The following is a 20,800-nucleotide window of genomic DNA, read 5'->3' on the forward strand; positions in this document are numbered from 1 at the left end:
ACTTGCCGCTCCAATCACGCAAAAGCCTCTGACGCACAACCTGCCCCTTACCAGGGCAAAAAAGAAACCGAGCTTTGATTGAACCGGGATTAGGGGGGTTACCGGTTTCGGAGTATCAAGCTCGGCTTCTTAAGTCGCAACCGAGCTTTGAACTTGAACCGGGATTAGGGGGGTTACCGGTATCAGGGGGTCAGGCTCGGTTGCGTGCATAATATATAAAAACCGCCCTCCCGTGTCAAGTACTTTTTTTCTGCGCGGTGATTTTTCTGCTCCCGCAATAGTACTGCCAAGCCCTGGCGGTACGAGGCTCTGTACTGCGGCGTCGGTAGGTTCTTAAAGATCCCAAGTTTTGGCCGGTCCTGGGGGGAAGCTGTGCATCGCGCAGCCCTCGCGCAAGAGACCTTCCCCTGCGGGTTTCCTCACTCCCTGGTAACAGTGGCCAGGGCGCGGAATTGCTGCGGGGTGATTTCCTCGCGCGCCAGCCGGCGCACGTCGCGCATCTTCACGCCGATTTGCAGGCGAGTGGCCTGCGGGTCGCTGTATGCCCCCACCTCCAGCAGCACCAACACGGCTTCCTGATCTGACAGGAACGACAAGGCCGGACAATAGCGCCCCAACAGGGCGACCAGGTCGTTTTCCACCTTGGCCAGTCTCGCCTCCCGGGCCAGCTTTTCTTGTGCAGCCCTTTGGCGCTCTTGGCGGCTCCTTTTCGCCTCCTGGGCGGTATCCGCCCCTGCTGTGTCGGAAGACGCCGGCAGTCTCAATTCCGTTTCGCGCTGGGCGAGCCCTAATGCCCGCAGGGCCCTCCCTACTTCCTCCAACTGCTTCTGCATTTCCATCGCCTTGGCTTGGCTTTCCATCATTTTGCGGTAGGTTTCGTCCAAACCCGTGACCGCGGAATGGGTGGGTACACGGTAGCCGCACATGAGCACCACCCCCAGTTCAGGCACCCGCAGGGCGCGGGTCGGTCCGCCGTAGAGAGTGCTTCCTAGCGAAGAACGCAGGTAGCTGTCCACGACGTCCGCCAAGATGGCGAGCTCCGAGTCCACAGGACCCTCTCCCTTTTCCTCTATGAAACGGAGGGCACGGACTGCCAGCGCCGGCGAACCACCACCTCTGCGCATGCTCAGTATGTCGGCGAAGCGCGCCGAGGCGATTAAGCGGCGGGTCTGCGTGGGGGAGTGGGCATCTCTTCCCCGCCGCATAGTGGGAACGTAGAACCCTGTGAGCTGAAAATCTACCACAACCGTCACGCGATGCTCCGGCCGGAGATTGTTCATGGCACCTGCCCAGCGGGAGAAAAAAACCGCAAGTGCCGTCTTCGCTGAATCCACCGCCCGCCCTATGGTGGTTTGCCTCTTTTGCGTCACCTGTTCGATGAGCCCTGCCACATCTGGGTAGGCCTTGCTCCGGTCCGGGGGACGGGCACTGTCGAGTTCCACCGCGTACTGGGTCACCGTGTACGGAACGCTGAATAGGACACCGTGACCCTCCAACCACAGTCCCCTGGTCTCCGTGCGAGCGGAAGGTGCCTGGCCCAAAAGCAGGCGGTCCAGAATCCGCTCCATGGTCCTGAGGTCCTCCGTGGAAACGCGCTGGGCATGGCAAAAGGGGACACGACACGCGCCCAGCAGCACAACGCAGAGTACGCTCAGGGTAGGTCTGAGCCAGATCACGTGCTTCACCTTCGTTCTCCTTCTCCTGCCTCGCCTCAGGGCCCAGGCCCCGAGGCTCCGCCGTCACATGCGAAATATGATCCCAGGCGTCTCGAAACGTGGATTGACGACCGTGCTATAGATTGAGCCGAACGTGTAACTGATGCCAAAGCTGACAAAATAGTTGTAGGAGGTTTCTAGCTGCCGTTGACGGAGCAACACTTCCTCCAGGGAAGCGCCGCGCCGGGGCAACGAGAGCTGGTCGCGCAGAAAGGTAACGTAGCCACCAGTGGTGAAGCGGAGTCCTTTGAACACCCGCACCTCTAGGGAGGCGCTGAGTTCCAGGTGGTACTTCCTTGCATCGTGCAAATAGTTCGCCGCCTCCAAGGATGAACTCACCGATCCCCATGGGCGTTTGATCACGTAGGCCGCGGTCAAGCTTTGGTCAAAAAGGTTCTCAGCCGTTTTCAAAAAGATAGTCTCTTCGTGATAGCGGCATTTTTGAGCTCCGAGCCCGTATTGGAAGGTGAGCTGGCGATGCGTGGACTGGCTATAGGGGAAAAAGTCGAACTCCACAGCCGGTGCAACGCGGAGTCCGAGGTCAATGTTGTCATAGGTAGACCACCACGCAGAGGCACGCCCGCCAATCGACAAGTGGTCATCGATGCTGCGCACCACCATTGCCCTAGCCCCGCCGCCGCGCTGAATGTTGACCACTGTGTAGTCATCTCCAATCTCATACCGACTCTCACTGTAGTAGTCGGTCACTGAGAGTCGGACTTTCCAGGCATCAGTAGTTTTGTTTGCAGAAAGACTTGTGGAGAGGTAGTGGTTCTTGTACGACTTTTCTCCGCTGCTATAACCCCGCAGATAGAGGCTGAACGTCCAATACTTCCATGGGTCCACCACCTTCTTGGCGGCCGTGTCTGGTGGGGCGGTATAGGAGACGGCCAGCCTTTCCGCGGCCTCCGTGTGCATCAAGTAAGGGATGAGACCGATTCTCATGTGGCGCACCAGGCCGCGGCGTATCTCGTCTTCGGTGGCGCGCTGTCCTGCGACGTAGCGAAGGGTGTCCTCCCGCCCAGCAAAGGTGCGCAGGCCAATGAAGTTCAGCGTGAATTCGGTCCCTCCGCCGCCGGTCTCCTGGGAGGTGATGAGCACGTGCACATCGGCGTCTTTGCGGTCCCGGACATGGTTGACGTAGTTGAGCTCAGTGCGAAAAAACTCCTGGTCACAGAAATAGTCAGGGCAATCGATAAACACGTTGATGGTTCTCGGCTTTTGCGCCTGGGCCCAACCCCAGTCGGTCGCCACCCACAGGAGGGACCAAACGGTCAACAGCGGGAGGTACGATAGTAGGCCTTTTTTCGGGGAATCCATTGGCTATCTCCTTCCGGTTCGTTCTCCCCAGCGAGCTCCTCGCCTTCCGTCCGGTGGTCATTTTGGCCAGAGGCGCTGCTCGTACGAGGCCATGCGGGCAATCTCTTCAAGCATGCGGTCGGTACGCTCCAGCCGCGTCATGGTGCGGAGATGGAGGTCTTCGAGTCCGCGCCCTACCAGGCCCAAGTCAATCTGGCGCTGGTATTCGATCTGCCGCGCAAAATCGTTCAGCGTGCGGGCAAAGTCCAGACGCTGACGCTGCTCGCTGGCGCGCACCATTTCTGCCGCCGCCTCGAGAGTGGCGCGATGGAGTGCCTCCAGCATCTCCAGAGTCACCGTCGGCGCAGGGCGCCGCAAGAGGCTGGCGCTGAAGGTGAAACGACCCTCCTGGTAGGAAACCGTGGTGTTGCTCACCGCCAGGAGCAAGAAAAGAGCCACCAGTGCGAAACCTACGGCCAAACCGACGCGCCGCCATCCACGAAACGTTTCCAGAAGGTGCGGCACGAGGGGCTGCCGCACGTCCACAAAGGTTAGGCCCAGGTGTGGGTCCTCATCCGGCCACTGGGCCAAAATGGACCGCGTCTCCTGCAAGCGGTGGAATTCCGCGTCACAGGTCTGACAAGCATCCAGATGCGCGCGCACCTGCGCGCTGGCCTCCTCTTCCAGCTCCTCGTACAGGTAGTCAGGGAGTTTATTGCGGCACTCTTCACAGGTCATTACCTAGCACCTCCTCGGCATAACCCCACTGTTCCAAAAGCCGGCGCAAGGTCAACAGGCCATGGTAAAGGCGGGACTTAACCGTATTCACCGGCTGCGCCAACGCCTCTGCGATCTCGGTGAACTTGAGTCCTTGGTACTGTTTCATGATAATCACCACTCGCTGTTCTTCCGGAAGCGACAGAAGGGCTCGATGCAGTACCTGCGAAAGGTGACTGTGATGCGCACAAGCGTCGGGTCTGTCCTGAGGGTTGTCCCACAGCTCGGCCGGCACCTGCTCGCCTTCGTTCTGGTCCATCCTCATGCCTTCAAGAGAGAGAAAGGGGCGCCGCTTTCTGAGCTCATCCCTACTGAGGTTAATGGCAATTTGGTGTAGCCAGGTGGCAAATTTGGCGGTATCCTTGAGCCGGCGCAAACCGGTATAGGCGCGGACAAAAGTCTGCTGCGTGACCTCTCGGGCCGCCTCTGTGCTACCCACATACCGATAGACGAAGTTGTAGATGGGTTTTTCCCAGCGCCACACCAGGGTATTAAAGGCTCCCACGTCGCCAGACAAAAACCGCTCGATCAGCGCCTGGTCAGTCATATTACCTCATGGCTGCGGCCTACGGCTACCGTTGAATTAGACGGGCCATGGAGGCAAAAAGTTGTCCTACAAATGGGGACAAGGAGCATGCAAGCTCCCGCGAGCACCGGCAGCTTGGATTAGCCGATTACTGTGCCAGGTGGGATAATCGCATTCTTGGGGACGATCACAATGCCGTCGCGGATGACAAAGTTCTCCGCCTTGACAAACCCCTCTCTGTGGCGGTTGACGATCTGCACATTGGCGCCGATACGCGCGTTCTTGTCGATAATCGCCCGCTCAATGAGGCAGTTGTGGCCGATCCCGACCTCTGGGATGCCTCGCGCAAGAGCCTCCTGGCGTTCCTGGTCGGTCTCGTAGTAGTCCGCCCCCATGATAATCGAACCATAAATGCGCGTACCGGAGCGGATGATGGAGCGAATGCCGAGAATGGAGTCCTTGATCTCACAGTTTTCAACGATGGACCCGTCGGAGAGGATGGCCCGCTCGATGTGGCTTGCGGTGATCTTGGCCCCCGGCAGATAACGCGGGCGGGTAAAAATGGGCGCACGCTGCGTGTAAAAGTTGAACTTGGGCACCGGTCGGGTTAGGTCTATCATCGCCTCGTAGAACGACCGGATGGTGCCGATGTCTTCCCAGTAGCCGTCGAACATGTAGGCGTACACGCGGCGCGTCTTGATGGCATACGGGATGATGCCCTTGCCAAAGTCTTCCTCTTGGCACTCGGAGAGGATATCGAACAAGGCCTGGCGCTCGAAGACATAGATGCCCATGGAGGCGATAAGTTCGCGCCCATTGGGTTTCACGCGGAATTGTTCCAACAATTCCTGTGGAACCACCAGGGACTCGATGACCGCCGGGTCTGTAGGCTTTTCGACGAACTTTGTGATGCGCCCACGCCGGTTGGTCTTAAGAATCCCATAATGGTGGGCAACGTCACGGGTAACCGGGATGGCACTGACGGTCACCTCTGCCTTGCACCGCACGTGCCAGTCGATGAGCCGGCGAAAGTCCATGGAATAGAGGTGGTCGCCGGCCAAGATAAGGAAGCGCTCGTTGATCGGGGCATCGAAATACTGAAGGTTGCGACGCACGGCATCGGCGGTGCCCTGGTACCAGGCGGTGCTTTCGGGCGTCTGCTGGGCCGCAAGGATCTGCACGAAACCGCCGCGGAAGGGGTCAAAGTGGTAGGTCGCAGCCACGTGCTGATTCAGGGAACGGGACATGTACTGCGTGAGGACGAAGATGCGATTGACCTCCGAGTGCAGGCAGTTGCTGATGGGGATGTCGATGAGGCGGAATTTGCCGGCGATGGGCACCGCCGGCTTTGCTCGCTTGGCAGTGAGGGGCCACAATCGTTCGCCTGCCCCACCGGCCATGATGATCGCGGCCACGTTCCGTGTCATGGCGACCTCACCTAGCTGTTTGCTCCTGACCAGAAGTCGCGCCCCCAGCCCGCAGGCGGCGCAGCGCTTTCATGACCTGGGTGTGGCTGCGGCCAAAGTAGTCGTGCAGCTGCAGATAGAGCCTGTACAGTTGCGCGTACACCACCTGGTGGTCAGGGATTGGCCGGTACACGATCTCTTTCTGTCGAGCCATGCGGCGGGTGGCCTCGACAAAGTCGTCGTAGCCGCCGCCAGCTTTCCCGGCTGCCATGGCGCCGATGATCGCCGCCCCGAGGGCAGTGGCCTGCGCAGAAGCAGCCAGCCGAATCTCCCGTCCGGTCACGTCGGCGTAGATCTGCATGAGCAAGGGGCTCTTCTCGGCGATGCCGCCACACGCATAGAGTTCCGCCACCGGTATTCCCTGCTCCTCGTGGTTGTCGATGATTCTCTTTGTGCCAAAGGCCGTGGCTTCGATCAGGGCGCGGTAGACCTCCTCCGGCCTGCTGGCTAAGGTGAACCCCACCACCAGCCCGGAAAGCTCAGCGTCCATGAGGATCGAGCGATTGCCATTCCACCAGTCCAAGGCCAGCAGGCCACTTTGTCCAGGACGGAGCCGGGCAGCCTTCTGTTCCAGCGTCTGGTAAGGGTCCAGGCCGTTGCGCTGCGCCTCTTGCTGGAGCCCCCCCGGCAAGTGATGGCGCACGTACCACGCGAAGATGTCGCCCACCGCCGCCTGGCCGGACTCGTAACCCACGTAGCCCGGCACAATGCCGTCCTCCACGATGCCCGCGATGCCCGTGGCCTGCACTTTGGGCCCAAGTACCATGTGGCAGGTTGAAGTCCCCAGGACCAAAACCATCTTTCCGGGTTCAGCCACCCCTGTGCCAAGCACCGCGGAGTGAGCGTCAATGATGGCGACGCCTACCGGAATGCCAGGCCTGAGGCCTAAGCGCCCGGCCACCTCGGCACGTAACGTGCCGGCACGCGCGCCGACTGGATAGATGTCGGTGCTCAACTTTTCGCTCACCACCTTGCCAAAGCGAGAGTCTAGCGCGGCAAAAAAATCTGAGGAGGGGTAGCCGGTCTGCTTGTCCCACAGGGCTTTGTAGCCAGCCTGGCAGGCACTGCGCTTTTCGTGGCCAGTCAGGTACCACACCATCCAGTCGCCGCCTTCGATGATGCGCGCTGCTGCTTGGTAGACCTCCGGGGCCTCGCGCAACATCTGCAGCGCCTTGGGAAAGAGCCACTCGGAGGAGATTTTGCCCCCATATCGGGCCAGAAAAGCCTCGCCTCTCTCACTGGCAACGCGGTTAATGAGATCAGCTTCAGGTTGCGCTGCGTGGTGCTTCCAGAGCTTCGGCCAGGCATGAGGATGTGCCGCATACCCGTTGGCGAGACAGAGCGGTGTGCCGTCAGGGGTAGTGGGAAGGACGGTGCAGGAGGTAAAATCAACCCCGATGCCCACCACTTCGGCGGGCGTGACCTGGGCCGCGCGCACCACTTCGGGCACCACGCGCTCCAGCGCTTGCACCCAGTCAGAAGGGTGCTGGAGCGCCCACTCGTCCCCCAGTTTGACGTGGGTGCCTGGCAGCTCCTCTGAAATCACCCCGTGAGGGTAATGTGCCACTGCCGTCGCCAGTTCCTGGCCGGAGGCCACATCTACGAGCACGGCCCGCGCGGATTCGGTGCCAAAGTCCAATCCAAGAGCCACCCGCCTCTCTGCCATGCGCTGCTCCTTGGCGTGCTTTCTTGTCGCTCAGTCTCCCAAGCAAGTTCCCACACTCCGGGCCACCATGATCAATGGCGAATCTAAGGGCACCTTTCGCGTCCTGCCTCCGACTTCCTTGATGGGCACATGCTTCAACTCGCCGCCTTGGATGCCCACCATGTGGCCGAACTGGCCGTTGACCACCATGCGCACCGCCTCCACGCCGAAACGGGTGGCTAGAATGCGGTCGTAGGCAGTGGGCACGCCCCCGCGCAGAAGGTGCCCCAGCACTGTAACGCGCGTTTCCACCTTGGTACGTTGCTCAATGTCCTTGGCGATCACGCTGCCGATCCCCCCCAATCTGACTTTGTCTGGGCTCCCTTCAACAAGCTCGCGCACGACCATTTTGCCGCCCTTTGGTGCTGCCGCTTCGGCCACCACCAAGATGCTGAACCGGCTGCCACGGAAGTTGCGCTCCCTGACTCGTTCGCAGACGATATCAATGTCGTAGGGAATTTCCGGGATCAGGATAATGTCGCCGCCGCCGGCGATGCCAATAGCCAAGGCCAGCCAGCCCGCATAGCGCCCCATCACCTCCACTACCATCACCCGATGGTGAGACTGGGCCGTGGTATGCAGGCGGTCAATGGCCTCGGTGCCGGTGGCCACTGCCGAGTCGTAGCCGAAGGTGACATCGGTACCGAAAAGGTCATTGTCGATGGTCTTGGGCACCCCGACCACAGGCAAGCCTTTGTCCATCATACGCGCGGCCGCCGCCATGGTACCGTCACCACCGATGCACACCAGCGCGTCCAGACCCAAGTTCTCAAAGTTTTGCATCGCTTGGTCCGAGCGGTCACGATAGACCATCTTCCCCCCTTCCAGCATGGGATAGTTGAAGGGGTCTGCGCGGTTCGAAGTACCCAAGATGGTCCCCCCACGGGTGAGAATACCAGAGACCGCCTCGTAGTCAAGGTCGATATAGCGGTTCTCCAGTAGCCCCTCGAACCCGTCCTTGAAGCCCACCACTTCCATGTCGTATTCCAGCAGCGCAGTTTTGGTCACCGCGCGGATGACCGCGTTCAGACCTGGGCAGTCGCCTCCACCGGTCAAAACCGCCAGTCGCATGCGTTTCTTTGGCATCGCCGCTCCTCCACACCCTCAGGTCCACAGCACAACTGTGCACCAACTCCGTGCGCGCTTTCAGAACCGTTCGGCACGGTGCTGAAATATACACAGTTATGGGCCAAATATCAAGGAGCAAATGCCTTTGCCTTGTCCTTGGCAAAACAGGTTGCAATTTGCGCCGCCGCGTGGCATATTTGCCGCAACCGCGAGCCGGAGGTCAAATGCGCGGAGGGATCTGTGGTCGTCGAAGGCCTTTCTATCGGCATGCTGCTTGGTTTCATCCATTATGGACTCTTTGGAGCTGTAACCTGGGGCCCTGTGGTGCCAGGCCACATCGCCCTGCATCTGACCCAGCCGGGGAGCTTGCTTGCCACACTGCTGGTGGCTTTTGTCACACCGGGCGCCCTGCACCTGTTGTCGCATCTCCTTTTCTTGTTTGGGGGGTGTGCCTTCATGGCCGCGGTGGTTGTAGGGTTTCTGTTGCGTCGGGGCGCTGACGCGCTGTTCCTCATGGTACCAGAAGTGGGAGCCGAGCTGCGGATCATCGGCTACATTATCCCCGGGCTCATCGCCTATGAGATATTCCGTCAGGGGGTGGTTGCCACGCTGCGAGCCCTGAACATCGTTGCGGTCACCGCCAAGTTGGTTTTTTGCTTCACTACGGGGCATAGCGGCTCCGGAGCCGGAGGACAATCAGTCATGAGAGGGCGACGCATTCGAACCGGGCACCTTGCGCTGAATGGGTTGTTGCTCCTGGCCTATTTCTGTCTGTTCCTGGTGCATGCGACCCGCAGACTCAAGGAGCACCCGGACAGAGGAGCCATGTGCGCGGCTGCACGACGCATGCAGCAATGCGTGCAACTCATTGATGCAAATGCGGGCAGCGGGGCATCCGCGCGGCTATGGCCGGGACCGATCATCGGCGAGGAGTATACCCCGCTGACTACAACTCTCGGCAGCATAGAGGCAAAGATCAGCAGTGCCAATCCTCACTTTGCGGCCCCGATCGTGCGCCTCCTGCGGCAGGCAGGGGTCGATTCCGGGAACGTGGTGGCAATGGGCTTTTCCGGCTCCTTCCCCGCGTTGTGCATTGCGGCCATCACCGGCACCGAAGCTCTAGGTGCGCGCGGTGGTGAGCAGCAGCTTGGGCGCCTCAAGCTGGGGGGCGAATCGCCCGGACCTCACCTGGCGCGACATGAAGCGAATTCTATGGGAGCACCGCTTGATTGCCACACGTTTGGTGCTCGCCACCATTGGGGCGGAAGCGGACACCGGCGGAGGGCTCAGCGACCAGGGGCGAGCCATGGCCCGTGAAGCAGCCAGGCGCACCAATGTGGAGCTGCTTCTGCCAGATGGACTGCAGGCAAGCGTTGCCGCGCGCCTGCGGCGCTATCAAGCCGCGGGCAAGATCAAGGCGTTTGTAAACGTGGGCGGCAGCCAGGCGAATGTGGGGCCCTCCTGCTGTGCTCACACGCTGCGCCCTGGGCTCGTGTTGCCAACCATCCATCGCCCGATCGGTTGCTGCGGTGTGGCCCATCGGTTCCTTGCCCTCGGCGTGCCGGTCACTCACCTGCCTGGGGTCCGAGAGCTCTGCGCCCGCTATGGTCTCCCGTATGGTCCCCCGAGCAGGGCTGTGGTAGGAAAGGGGTCGGTCTACCTCCAGACGCGCTACCCTACCGGTGCGCTGTGGGCCAGTCTGGGGACCCTTAGCCTGGGGTGGCTTGCGGCTGGCATCCCCTGGCGCCACACGCGAGCCTCCCCGGGACAATGCGATAGCGGCTTCAAACCTTGATCGGCAAGGGCCTCTGTGTCCGACCTCTGGATTTTGCCATGCAGAAAAAGCGCGATGAAAGAATGCACGTCATTCTCCTGGCAGGAGGTTGTGGAGAAGAGCAAATGGTCAAAGTCCCCTGGAGGGGCGACAACTAGTGTGCCTCCCGCGCAGCCCTCACCCCTGAGCAGTTCCCCTTGCTCCGCTGGCAGCTGCTGAACCCACGTTGGCATTAGGTGCCCCACTCCCTTTGGAGTCAAATCGGAGGAGACAAAACCGGGTGTCCATTCCGCCCCCCTCTCACCGGACGAGCGTCAGCTTCCTCTCGGTACTCGATGTAGGGGTTTTCAGGCGAAGGAAGTAGACGCCGCTCGGAAGAGCAATCCCTTCCGAGCTCAGGCCGTCCCACAGAAGTGCGTGGGCGCCATTGAGGTGCTGGCCGTCGAAAAGGCAACGCACCATCCTCCCAAGCGGGTCATAGATCTCGGCACGGAACGGCCCAGCTCTGGGGAGTACGTAGCGGATGGTCGTGGGGGGCACAAATGGGTTCGGGTGAGGAGCACAAAGGAGCTCCTCTGCTGGCGGAACTCCGTGACCCCTGCCCAAGGAGCTAGTGGACTGCTCCACGACTACACCGGAGAGAAGGGTGGAGTCGCGGCCAGCAGCAAAGTGGATATCGAGCACTCCATCAGTCACCGGCACGTCCTCGCTGAGCAGGGCAAAGGCCGTGCGCAGGCCTGCGGTCTCCGCGAGATCCAGCTCTCGCGCCGCTGTCTTTCCTTCCACCACAACGTCAAATCGGCGCTGGCCAGGCATGCTGAAGCGCGGCTCGGCGAATAGAAGGGTGACACTGTAACGCCCAGGCACGACACGAATGCAGTAGCGCACTAACCCGTGGCGTTGCGCGCGGAAAATTGGCGGCACATCCGTCTGTGCAATCGGCACAGAAGGCGGCTCTTCAACACGCTTGCCGTCGGTGTACCCATATTCGCTACGCTCATTCCACTCCTGGTCGGGCAAAAAGTCCCCGAATGCACTCCCCCCAACGTTCACCTTGATCGGCAGGGGCAGAGGTGCACCGAATATGAGGTTCACCACCTGGCCAGTGACGCGATTAGGCAGGGGCGCTCGGTCCCTGATCCCCATAACGACCAAACTGCCAGTGCTAAGCCCAAGCCCCTCTACCTCGAGAACGACCGTTCGCTGGTCCTCGCTGAGGACCGCCCGGGTGACGTTTGCACCCGGAATAAGGTAGTTGCTGACTTTCTCGGCGTCCTCTTTGTTCACTTCCTCCGAAAAACGGACCACGACCCTGCCGGTTTCAGCCCTGGCCCAGAGTACCGAAGGCGGTCTGTTGTCCACATAGCCCAGATTGGTCGGGTCGGTAAGACAGAGGATCATCACGCCGTCTTTGAACACCACGTTCTCTGGCACAAAGTCACAGTCGTTGCCAGGAAAGGTATGGGTGGCCTTTTCCCACCGCGACTGGTCCCAGGTGTCAAAATGGTCGGTCCACTGGTGAGTGAAATTGTGCCCTGTGCCGGTGTTTCCCGCGCCCGGCGTGTAGGAGGCGTAGCTCACGTAGTCGTAGTAAGCAAATCGAGGCAAGATGGCGTCTGACCAAGGCCCCACCCAGTCGTGATAAGCAGGATTCCAAATGTTCATCATGATCTTCTGCGGGCGGCGCAAGGTCAGCACATGCTCCTCGGTCTGCCGATACACCTCCTCGCCGTCCACGAACCACGCCACATAGTCCGGAGTCCACTCAAAGGCATACACGTGAAAATCCACGTGCGTGTTGAAGGGTACCCACTGGTGACGGAGGTGGATCATCTGACGGGGAGTGATGGTCGTCACCTGCACGTCGTCTGTGTAGCGGCCGTGGATTTCTATATCAATCTCGTTCCAGTTGGCGGTCGGATCGATATCATTGTAGGTGAAGAAAGTGGAAACATGCCCGTCGCCCGCGGATGCCTTGTAGCGCGCCTCAAAGCGCCCGTAGAGAAAAGACTCGCGTGTGCGCAGTTCTGCCCCCTTGTAGTTCTTGGCTGCCACTGAAGCAACCAAGAGGCAGAGCATGGCAACGACCGGTAGAACTCTTGCTTTCATCCCCGTCCTGCCTGGGGCAAAACCCGCGAAACAGGCTCCTACGTGCCCGCTTTTCGGCCGTAGTCTATTGGGTGAAGAGTGGTGAGCAAAGGGAACATGGGCACCACCACCGGGTATGGCGCCCCACGCTGCAGCACCAACATATCGATGCGCGAGAGCTTTGTCTGCTCGAAAAGGTCCATGTTGATCTCAATCTGGTCGCCGTACTTACGTTGCAGCTCTCGAATGTAGGGGTTTAGGTACCGCTCAATGACCCTTGTATCCACGCGGGAGAGTTCGACGTCCTGGCCCATGGAGCGCAAATACTGATTGCGTTGGTGAAGGGCCAGAATGTGGTCTTGCCACATCTGGACGGTGCGACGCACGGGCAATGCCTTGTGGTAGCCGCGTTTGTAGGCGGCCTGGGCTATGTACTTGTCCCGGATGAGGTCCGCGATTGCAAGCCTCAGCTGCGCCGCAAACTCTCCCTTCCTAATGTGGCGCGTCCGGAAGACCAGCGGGTGCGCCTCAAGCTCCTGCTCCAGGTCTGCCACAGTCCAAGTTTGTCCGTCCAACTGCATGAGGGGCATGGTGCGAAGTCGGCCGATATCCTGCATCGGGTCGTGGTCCAGCACCACATCCCCGCTGTCCTTTTGCCAGAAGAAACGGTTGAAGACGAGCCTCTTCTGCTGGGGGCTTGCGAGGAAGAGTGGGGCAAGTGTTGCGGCCAACCGGTAGAAAGTATCTTCCACAAAAACCATCTTCTTGCCGCTCATGAGACGCTGCACGAACTTGAGGTAGGCCTGCTCAGCTTGCTCCTGCCGAACGCTGGCCTCCACATCCGTCCAATGCTGGCGCTGCTGGGTATCAGAAAGGAGAACCTTTTCAGTCCATCCCTGCACCTGCATGACGGTGTAGAGACCGTCTTCAGCCTCAACAGGGCCGATGATCTGGCCCTTGGCGAGCGGCCGTGAGAATAGCGCTCGCCTGATTGCCTCATGTTCGGCCTGATTCCATGCCACCTCCCGTTCCGGTGCCTGGCCGATGCCCCCTATCAGCTGGAATCCCTCCGCGAAGTTACCCCCAGCAGACAGTTTGTCCTTGACCAAGGCCAGCAGGCTGTCCCCGCTGAATGAGTAGTAGGCAACGCGATAGGTTCGCGTAGTGAGCCCAAAACGTTCCCTCACCTGTTCCGGCTTGGGCCTGGCCTTGGCATAAAAGTCCTTGTAGAACAGCCACTGGCGCATAGCTTGTTCCTGGCGGCCGCGCAGATAGGCGCGGAAGTGGTCGTTGTGGAGCAGCTCAGCGTCAGCGCCAGCCTCCATGGCCAGCAGCTTTTCGGCGATAAGGGTGTTGAGGACAATCTTGCGGTGGATGTAATTGTCGCCCCGACAGTAGGCGGGACGAGGCGTGTACTCAGCGCGACGCAGGAATTCATCCAGGGTGATGACCTTGTCCCCGACACGAGCCAAGATCTCCCCTGGCGACTCTTCTTTTTGCCTGCTGCAGGTTAGGATCACGAACGAAGTCAGCACTACGACGATCCACAGGGAGGCTCGCGCGGCTGCCGTACTTACGCCAACGACGCCCAGCACCTGCCTTTTTCTCGCCATGCAGAGCGTCACTAGAACAGAACTCCTACCGTGTACGCATGCACCTTGCCCAGAATGCCCAGACCCCGGTAGGCATACTCAATCTTCAGAGCTGTGTTATGCATCATGTACAGCGTGGCGCCCGCGCCCAGGGCCAAGCCGTACTCAGAATCCTCCATGAACAGGGCCTTGTAGCCGGCCCGCAGGAAAAAGGAGCCGGTAGTGGGCAGGATATACTGGTACTGCGCGCCAATGTTCATCGATTCGCTATTGTTGTTTGGGTGAAGAGCGTCCAGGGCCAGGCTCAGGCGATGTCGCTCGCGCACCACGGGGTGCACGGCCACCCCAATGCGGAACAGCAGAGGCAACTCCCACGCCTCGAGGCGGAACTGGCCGCGCACATCGCGGTAATTGCCCTGCTCCAGCGGGAGGATGTCGATGGGCTGAAGCAGGTCCATGCCGTCGTAGCGCATCTTTGTGCCAAAGTTGGAGATGCTCATGCCGATACTCATGCCATCGGCACGGTCGCCGGTGGGCGAGAAGAAGTGGGTGTTCAAGAGTACGCCCAGGTCCGCCGCCACGGCATAGGCACCCACGTGCCAGATCTGCGAGGAGACATATTTGGCCGAGGCGCCGAAGGAGAACCATTGTGCCAGCCGTCGGGAGTAGGAGAAGGCGAAGGCGAAATCAGTGGCGCTGAAGGTCTCGCCCGTGCCCTCTTGGCTGGCGACCGTAGTGACCTCCATCTCGCCGTAGCCCGTGTGGTAAAGGCTCAGGGCAAAAGTCCCCAGGCGAGGTAACACCAGGCCAACAGCCGCGGCGGAGGTATTGATATCCAGAAGCCATGGCTGGTAGGTGAACTGTGCCTCGCTGCGCTCCATATACCCAAGGCCTGCGGGGTTCCAGTAGGTGGCAGAAAGGTCTTTAGCCACTGCCACGTAGGCATCGCCCATGGCGCTGCCGGCACAGCCAAAGCCGATCTCCAAAAAGTTGGCGGCGGTGGTACCAGCTCGATGGGGCCTCTGCCCGTGGGAGGGCCTCACCCCTGCGACACAAGCCAGCGCTACCGCCATCGCCGCCACCAATTGCCATTTGCTGTTCATCGTGCTACCCTCGTATGTTGCTTGGGTTGCCATACGCTCATGGGTTACTTGATAATCGCGAACTTGCCCATCTGTTCATCACCAGTGGCGTGCGCCTTCACATGATAGATGTACATGCCGGCGGCCACTTCCAGACCCTCCTTCGTGAGCAGATCCCAGTGGGCAGTGCCGTTCTCGATGGGATTGTCCACCTCGAGCACATCCACCAGCACGCCGCTGACGGTGAAAATCTTGATGGTGCATCTAGCCGGGACGTGGGTAAACATCAGCCGGCGGCGCTGATTCAAGCGCCAGTTGGACACCGCCGGCTCCATGGCGTTGGTGGCCACATACGGATTGGGGACCACTTTGATAGTGCGCATCGTCTCCCGGAGTGCGGCCACATCCAAGGGACCTGCCTCATTGATGGTGAACCGAAGGGTGTCACCAGAGAAGAACGGACGCCTGAAAGTGACCCGATACACATCATTGGGCTTGGGGAGTTTGCTGCTATCGCCCGCGGCGCTGAAATCCAGGATGAAGGCGGTGCCGGCCCACTTTTTGTCGCTTGTGACGGGCCCCACCAGCACGCGGTCCTGGAGAATGTCAAAGCGCAGGTTTGCGTTCCTGTCGTGCACTACAAGGTCCAAAAGCTCCGGCTCACCGCCTTCACCAGCAAACGAGCGATTAACCACGTAGAAATTGAAGGGGAGGTTGACTAGGAGTGCCGAACGGCTGATGCGCTGGCCGGTCTCGTCCCGCATTGTCTTGGTACTCACCCTGCCCACGTATGCCGAGTCGTTGCCTGTGAAAACGATCTCATAGTCCCAAGGGAATGTACTGCTTTCTGGGGTCTGCACAAGCCGCATGGGGCTCGAGCCCACCAACCACCCACTCCGCGCGCCGTCCAACTCCGCTGTCAGCACCGGATGGAGCATCTTGAGGCGTACCCCGTCAAAGATGTCCGTGTAAATCTCTCTGCCCACCACAAAATGGGAGAAATGGCTCCCGGCGGTGTCCACCCGCACGATGTTGTTGTATGCGAAACGGAGCGGGGTCTCCTCATACACCAGCGTCCCTCCGTCAGTGGCGTCGTAGACGTGCAGGCCGCTGGTGGTGTAGAGAAGCCCGTGGGCATAGCCCTCCACCGCGGTGAGCGTGTCGACGCTAAAGGTCACCTTGTACGTGTGGCCCGGCTTGAGGCTCTTTTCTGCCAGAATTTCCGGTGCGATAGAGCCGCACCCGAACACCACGCCTTCGCTCTGGCTCCCTACGGTAGGAGGCACATAGCCAGCAGCCATCTGGTGTGGGGTCACAATCTGCACATTCTTGCCGACGGCGCGCACCTCCTCTGCCTCATCAAGGTCGATGTAAATGCTATTCTCCGACGGGGCAATGCCCGGACCGATGTTCACCGCGCCGGAATCGTACGCAACCAGCGCGTAGTAGTAAGTGCGGCCGTTTTGAACTTCGCGGTCGATGAAGTAATGGGTGATGCCCGTGTCGTCGCCCAGGTAGTAGCCTGCCCCGTTGACAAGGCCGTAGTTGGTAAAGCCGCGCTTACCGTCTTTCAAGTCACATTGGAAGATGGGCTTACGAAACATGGGCGTGCCGTAGCCATCGGTGATGACCTCGCAGTCAGAGAGCTTCTTATCGGTGGCGCGAAACAGCTTGTAGCCCTGGAAGTCGTTGACGTTCTTGAGGAACGGGTCACGGGTCCGGGTGTCGGCCACGTTGTCCCAGGTCAGGATCACATAGCCGTCGCCGGGCGTCGCTTTCAAGGTGGGCATTTCCGGTGGCTTGGCGAAGCGGTAGTCGCTCTCGTAAACCACCTGGACGATGCGCTTGACCTCAAAGAGCGCCGGGGCACTGTGCGTGGCAGAATTCAGACCCTCTAAGGGGTCGTAGGAGTGCAACTCCGACATGGAGATGCGCTCGGTGCGGCCCTTGTAGAGTGGGAAAGGCCCGGAGGCGAAGACCTCGATGAGGTTGGAGATCTTGCCGTAGTATTCTACGAGGGTGTCGGAGGCCATGATCTCCCACATGGATTTGTCCCCGCGAAACCAGCGATAGTCGGAGGCGTGGCTGGGCACGGGGAACATGAGGAAGGCCGTCAGGCCGATCATGTCTGACTCGGAGACGTCCGTCTCAGCGAAATTGGGCTCGGACTGCCCCTCCACGCGGTCCGGGCGGTGGTTGCACTCCCCCTCGTCTGGGCCGGTGTAGTTTAGTTCAGCCGGGCCCACGCCGTCCAACCCCACATCGTCACCCGGGTTCTCCGTAATCTGGTACACACCATCCCCGTTCAGGTCCTCCCCGTCCTGCCAGTCCTGGTCCTCGTCCGCATCCCAGTGGGGACGCAGGTCATCTACCTTCAGGTTGTAGAACGACAGGAAGGCGTTGAGGTTGGCAATGCCTTCCGTAGGGCCAATGAGACGCGTGGCGTCGTTGTCCCGTCGCTCGTCAATGAGCCCGTCTTCGTCGTTGTCCACGCCGTCCCAGCCGATGCCCGGGCTCTCCAAGTAGGCGAACCCCATGGTCCCGGTAGGCAAGCCCCCCTGGCCGATGCCGTCCACGTCCCAGGAGTACGCCATATCCACCTTCTTGTCGAAGAACCCCAGCTCATCGTCACTTTCCCCGCCGATGGCGTTGTCCACCCAGTAGCCGAAGCACACTTCTGGCAGGTCATAGTCAGAGATGTTGGCGATGGTGTACTCCCAAAAGATGGCGTCCCGTGCTTGGGGGTTGTTCCACTGGAAGCCGCGCTGCTCGACGCGGATGCCGATTCCCCCCCAAGGCTTGCCTTTTTGAATGGTCACCTGCGGACGGATGTCGCCGATTCGGACGCCAGGTCGGGGATAGTACTTGACCCGGTCTTCGGGCCCTAAGTACTCCTGGTCTTGGGCATCATTGGCAACAAAGTAAGTCTCCAGATCGGCCTCCATCTTGCCGCGGCCAAAACGTCCGTCCCATTCGCCCGGCCAGTGCAGCAGGCGCCCGGTGTAGGGCCACCCTTCGGGCGGCCATGACTCTGGGCGATTGCTCATTGCCGGGTATTCGCCCGCTTCGTTGAAGTAGCCAAACACCGGGTACAGTCCCCACTCGATGGTGCCGGTGGGGTCGCGGTCCATCTCCTCACGGTAGCTGGTTTGCAAGAAGTAGAGCGTGTCAAGGTCAGTCCGGGTCCTGATTTGCACGGGGTCTGTGACCGGGATGGAGTCGTTTTCCACATACACACGCGCGCCGATGAGCAGACCAACGCCGTCGGTCATGCGCACGCCACTCATGTTGTTCGGCCAGCGCGACCACTGCGAACCCACCACACCGGACACCCACTTCGCAAGCTCGGTGGTGTTCTTGAAATAGATGTACACCCTATTGCCAGTCATGTAACCTTCTCGAATGGCGGCAATGTCGCCGGCGGGATCGTCCGGGCCCTCGTACTTCCTCCCCTGGGCGAAGAGCGCAGCGCTCAACACCCAGCCCAATGCCAGGAGGAATACCATCAGCCTTACTGCTTTCTGCATGTGACCGTCACCTCGTTGTTTGGAAGGACGCCTCATGAGCCAATCGCGGTGCGCCAACCCCGCGCCTTCAGAACACGATGCCCAGACCGAATTTGACCAGTCGTGGCGGCGCAAACATCGACGGGTTGTGCACCCGGTCCATGTAGTCGTTGAAGTCGCTCCGGTGCCCTGCAATGTCCGATGGGCGAACCACCGCTGTGTAAGCGCGCCCGGTCTGGCTGTTCACCCACACCTCATTCAATCGGTCCAGAAGATTGTACACATTCAGGGTCAAACGGCATTGGACGCCCGCGCCGAGCGGAACGGTGTAGAAGCTGCTCATATCGACACTCACTCGTGCCGGGCGCCAGGCATTGTTGGGGTAAAGGTTGACGCGGGCCAACATGCTCTCCGGCAAGGGCTCCCAGGTGTAGGGGGCACCGGAGTTGTAATAGCCGGTCAGGGTCACACCGTAACGCGGCGTGTTGTAGCCCACGGTGGCGTTAAGCGTGTGCCGCTGGTCCCAGCTCATGGGAATAAGTCGCACCACAGGGTCCATGCTGTTGCCGGCGCGATCAAAAGTCTGCGTGGGATAGTCCGCATTGCCTCGCGTGTACTGCAGCGTGTAGTTCAGGTAGGCAGAAAGGGGTCCACGCAGAAAATCGTACTTGACCTCCAGCCCTTTGGCATTGCCATAGTCCTTGTTGCTGTACAGGCCGTATTCAATTTGATTGAAGGTGGTGATTACTTTCGCGCTCAATAGGTTATAGATGTCGCGGTAAAAGAGGGCCACTTCGATCCCCATGCCCGGGATGAGCTCCTGCCAGAGCCCCACCTCGTATTGCACCGTCTTCTCGGCATTGAGCTGCGGGTTGCCCATCACGGTGACAAAATCGGTGGGGGCTACGCGAAAGTCGTGGTTCTGGTACAAGGCATACAGCGGTGGCATCTGGAAAAAGTGCCCGTAGCTGAAGCGAAGGAGGGCGGTCTTGCCCAACTGATAAGAGAGCCCAAAACGGGGGCTCACCTGTACCTTCGGGTCTGCTTTGGGATACGTTGATTGCCGGGAGGGATCCTCGAAGGTCAGCTGATTTGCAGGATTCCGAGGCTGCGAAGGGTAGACCGTCCTGGGGTCGAAGTAGTCATAACGTACCCCCAGGTTGATCACCATCTCGTCGAACTCCATCTTGTCCTGCACGTACGCCGAGAACTCCAGCGGCTTGACGCGATAAAAGTCGCTGTAGATGGAGGAATCAGGGAGTACGACCGGCACATAGAGTTGGCTTTCCAAATCGGTGTTGTAGTAAAGGTTGCGGATTTCTTTGTAGCGGTTGTGCAGGTCGTAACGGGTCACTTGAAAACCGCTCTTCAGGCTATGGCGCGCGGTGGCCTGATAGGTAATGTCATACTTGACCGATTGCTCACGCATCAAGCGCTCGTCGTGTCCCTTCTGTTGTCCGCCGGTGTAAAAGCCAGGGCCGGTGTCCCGAAGAAACTTGTCGTGTACGTAGCGCTTGTCCAGAGGGTTCTTGAATACATACCAGCCATGGTCATGGTAGACACCGGACAACTTGAGTTCGTAGAAGAGACGCGGCGAGAGCATGTGGTTCAGCTGGAGGGCCCCCATGTGCGCGTCGCGGTGGGTGGCCGCCATGCCGTCGGGGTTGTACTTGAAAGCATGATTGTAGTCGTGCCACTCGTCACGATTGAGGGTGTAGAGCAGACCCACTTTCAAGTTCGCCGATGGGCGCCAGGACAGCTTGCCCATAAGGGAGAGGTTCTTGCTCCGATTCATGGGTACATACGCGCTGTCGCCGGTATGCTCAGAGTACCACAGGGCCGGGTTGTCCGACTCAAAATTACTGTAGTCGGATGGACGGAAGCGGCGGACGCCATTGAGGTGATTCTTGTTGTCTTGGTAACGAAAGTCAGCAAGGAAGGTCAAGCGGTCGCTGAACACGGGACCGCTCAGTTGCGCCTTGTAGTCCTGGTTGCGCGTCAGCTCCTCATCACGAAGGCCGATGAAGATATCTTTGTGCGAGGTGAGGTAGTTGGCCAAATCCGCCGAGAGGGCACCATGTAACTCGCTCCCACCGTCCTTGGTCACTGCATTGACCACGCCACTCATTGCCCTGCCGTACTCGGCGTTGAAGGTGCCGGTGATGACCTCAAGGTCGGCAATAGCCGTGGGCTCCAGGTCCA

General features: G+C 59.9%; 13 protein-coding genes and 1 pseudogene. 2 read left to right on the top strand and 12 right to left on the bottom strand.

What is annotated here, in order from left to right; translation table 11 throughout:
* Window positions 1-419: 419 nt before the first annotated feature.
* From ONB25_01110 to ONB25_01140, 7 genes are all read right to left on the bottom strand, one after another.
* A complete protein-coding gene (locus ONB25_01110; GenBank protein ID MDZ7391488.1) occupies window positions 420-1,685 on the bottom strand; it encodes a capsid morphogenesis B protein in 1,266 nt (421 codons plus the stop codon).
* 54 nt (window positions 1,686-1,739) lie between these two features.
* Window positions 1,740-3,035, bottom strand: coding sequence for a hypothetical protein (locus tag ONB25_01115; protein ID MDZ7391489.1), 1,296 nt, complete (start codon window positions 3,033-3,035; stop codon window positions 1,740-1,742).
* 57 nt (window positions 3,036-3,092) lie between these two features.
* The gene (locus ONB25_01120; protein ID MDZ7391490.1) at window positions 3,093-3,752 is read right to left on the bottom strand and encodes a zf-HC2 domain-containing protein; all 660 of its coding nucleotides are present in this window, start codon (window positions 3,750-3,752) and stop codon (window positions 3,093-3,095) included.
* Complete coding sequence (locus tag ONB25_01125; GenBank protein MDZ7391491.1) at window positions 3,742-4,338, bottom strand: sigma-70 family RNA polymerase sigma factor; 597 nt, start codon at window positions 4,336-4,338, stop codon at window positions 3,742-3,744. The genes ONB25_01120 and ONB25_01125 overlap by 11 nt, the downstream gene beginning before the upstream one ends.
* A 119-nt stretch (window positions 4,339-4,457) precedes the next feature.
* Window positions 4,458-5,744, bottom strand: coding sequence for a glucose-1-phosphate adenylyltransferase (locus ONB25_01130; protein ID MDZ7391492.1), 1,287 nt, complete (start codon window positions 5,742-5,744; stop codon window positions 4,458-4,460).
* Window positions 5,745-5,751: 7 nt separating this feature from the next.
* Complete coding sequence (locus ONB25_01135; GenBank protein ID MDZ7391493.1) at window positions 5,752-7,449, bottom strand: ribulokinase; 1,698 nt, start codon at window positions 7,447-7,449, stop codon at window positions 5,752-5,754.
* Between the two features lie 30 nt (window positions 7,450-7,479).
* Complete coding sequence (locus ONB25_01140; GenBank protein ID MDZ7391494.1) at window positions 7,480-8,574, bottom strand: ATP-dependent 6-phosphofructokinase; 1,095 nt, start codon at window positions 8,572-8,574, stop codon at window positions 7,480-7,482.
* A gap of 249 nt (window positions 8,575-8,823) precedes the next feature.
* Here ONB25_01140 and ONB25_01145 point away from each other — a divergent pair.
* Window positions 8,824-9,156: pseudogene (locus ONB25_01145) on the top strand (poly-gamma-glutamate biosynthesis protein PgsC).
* A 535-nt stretch (window positions 9,157-9,691) separates the two neighbouring features.
* Window positions 9,692-10,351 carry a poly-gamma-glutamate system protein gene (gene pgsW / locus ONB25_01150; protein ID MDZ7391495.1) on the top strand — a complete coding sequence of 220 codons (660 nt, stop codon included), beginning with the start codon at window positions 9,692-9,694 and terminating at the stop codon, window positions 10,349-10,351.
* Window positions 10,352-10,630: 279 nt separating this feature from the next.
* Here pgsW and ONB25_01155 read toward each other — a convergent pair whose 3' ends face one another.
* From ONB25_01155 to ONB25_01175, 5 genes are all read right to left on the bottom strand, one after another.
* Window positions 10,631-12,439 (bottom strand): family 16 glycosylhydrolase, encoded by a 1,809-nt coding sequence (locus ONB25_01155; GenBank protein MDZ7391496.1) that lies wholly within the window; start codon window positions 12,437-12,439, stop codon window positions 10,631-10,633.
* Between the two features lie 38 nt (window positions 12,440-12,477).
* On the bottom strand, window positions 12,478-14,031 hold the full coding sequence (locus ONB25_01160; protein ID MDZ7391497.1) for a hypothetical protein: 1,554 nt from the start codon (window positions 14,029-14,031) through the stop codon (window positions 12,478-12,480).
* Window positions 14,032-14,042: 11 nt separating this feature from the next.
* Window positions 14,043-15,113: a PorV/PorQ family protein gene (locus tag ONB25_01165; GenBank protein MDZ7391498.1), complete on the bottom strand. Its 1,071-nt coding sequence runs from the start codon at window positions 15,111-15,113 to the stop codon at window positions 14,043-14,045.
* Window positions 15,114-15,157: 44 nt separating this feature from the next.
* Window positions 15,158-18,619 carry a hypothetical protein gene (locus ONB25_01170; protein ID MDZ7391499.1) on the bottom strand — a complete coding sequence of 1,154 codons (3,462 nt, stop codon included), beginning with the start codon at window positions 18,617-18,619 and terminating at the stop codon, window positions 15,158-15,160.
* Window positions 18,620-18,686: 67 nt separating this feature from the next.
* On the bottom strand, window positions 18,687-20,800 hold a 2,114-nt coding region (locus ONB25_01175; protein MDZ7391500.1), incomplete at its 5' end, for a TonB-dependent receptor.

The sequence above is a fragment of the candidate division KSB1 bacterium genome, from assembly GCA_034506335.1.
In the GTDB taxonomy this organism is placed as follows: domain Bacteria; phylum Zhuqueibacterota; class Zhuqueibacteria; order JANLFK01; family Oleimicrobiaceae; genus Oleimicrobium.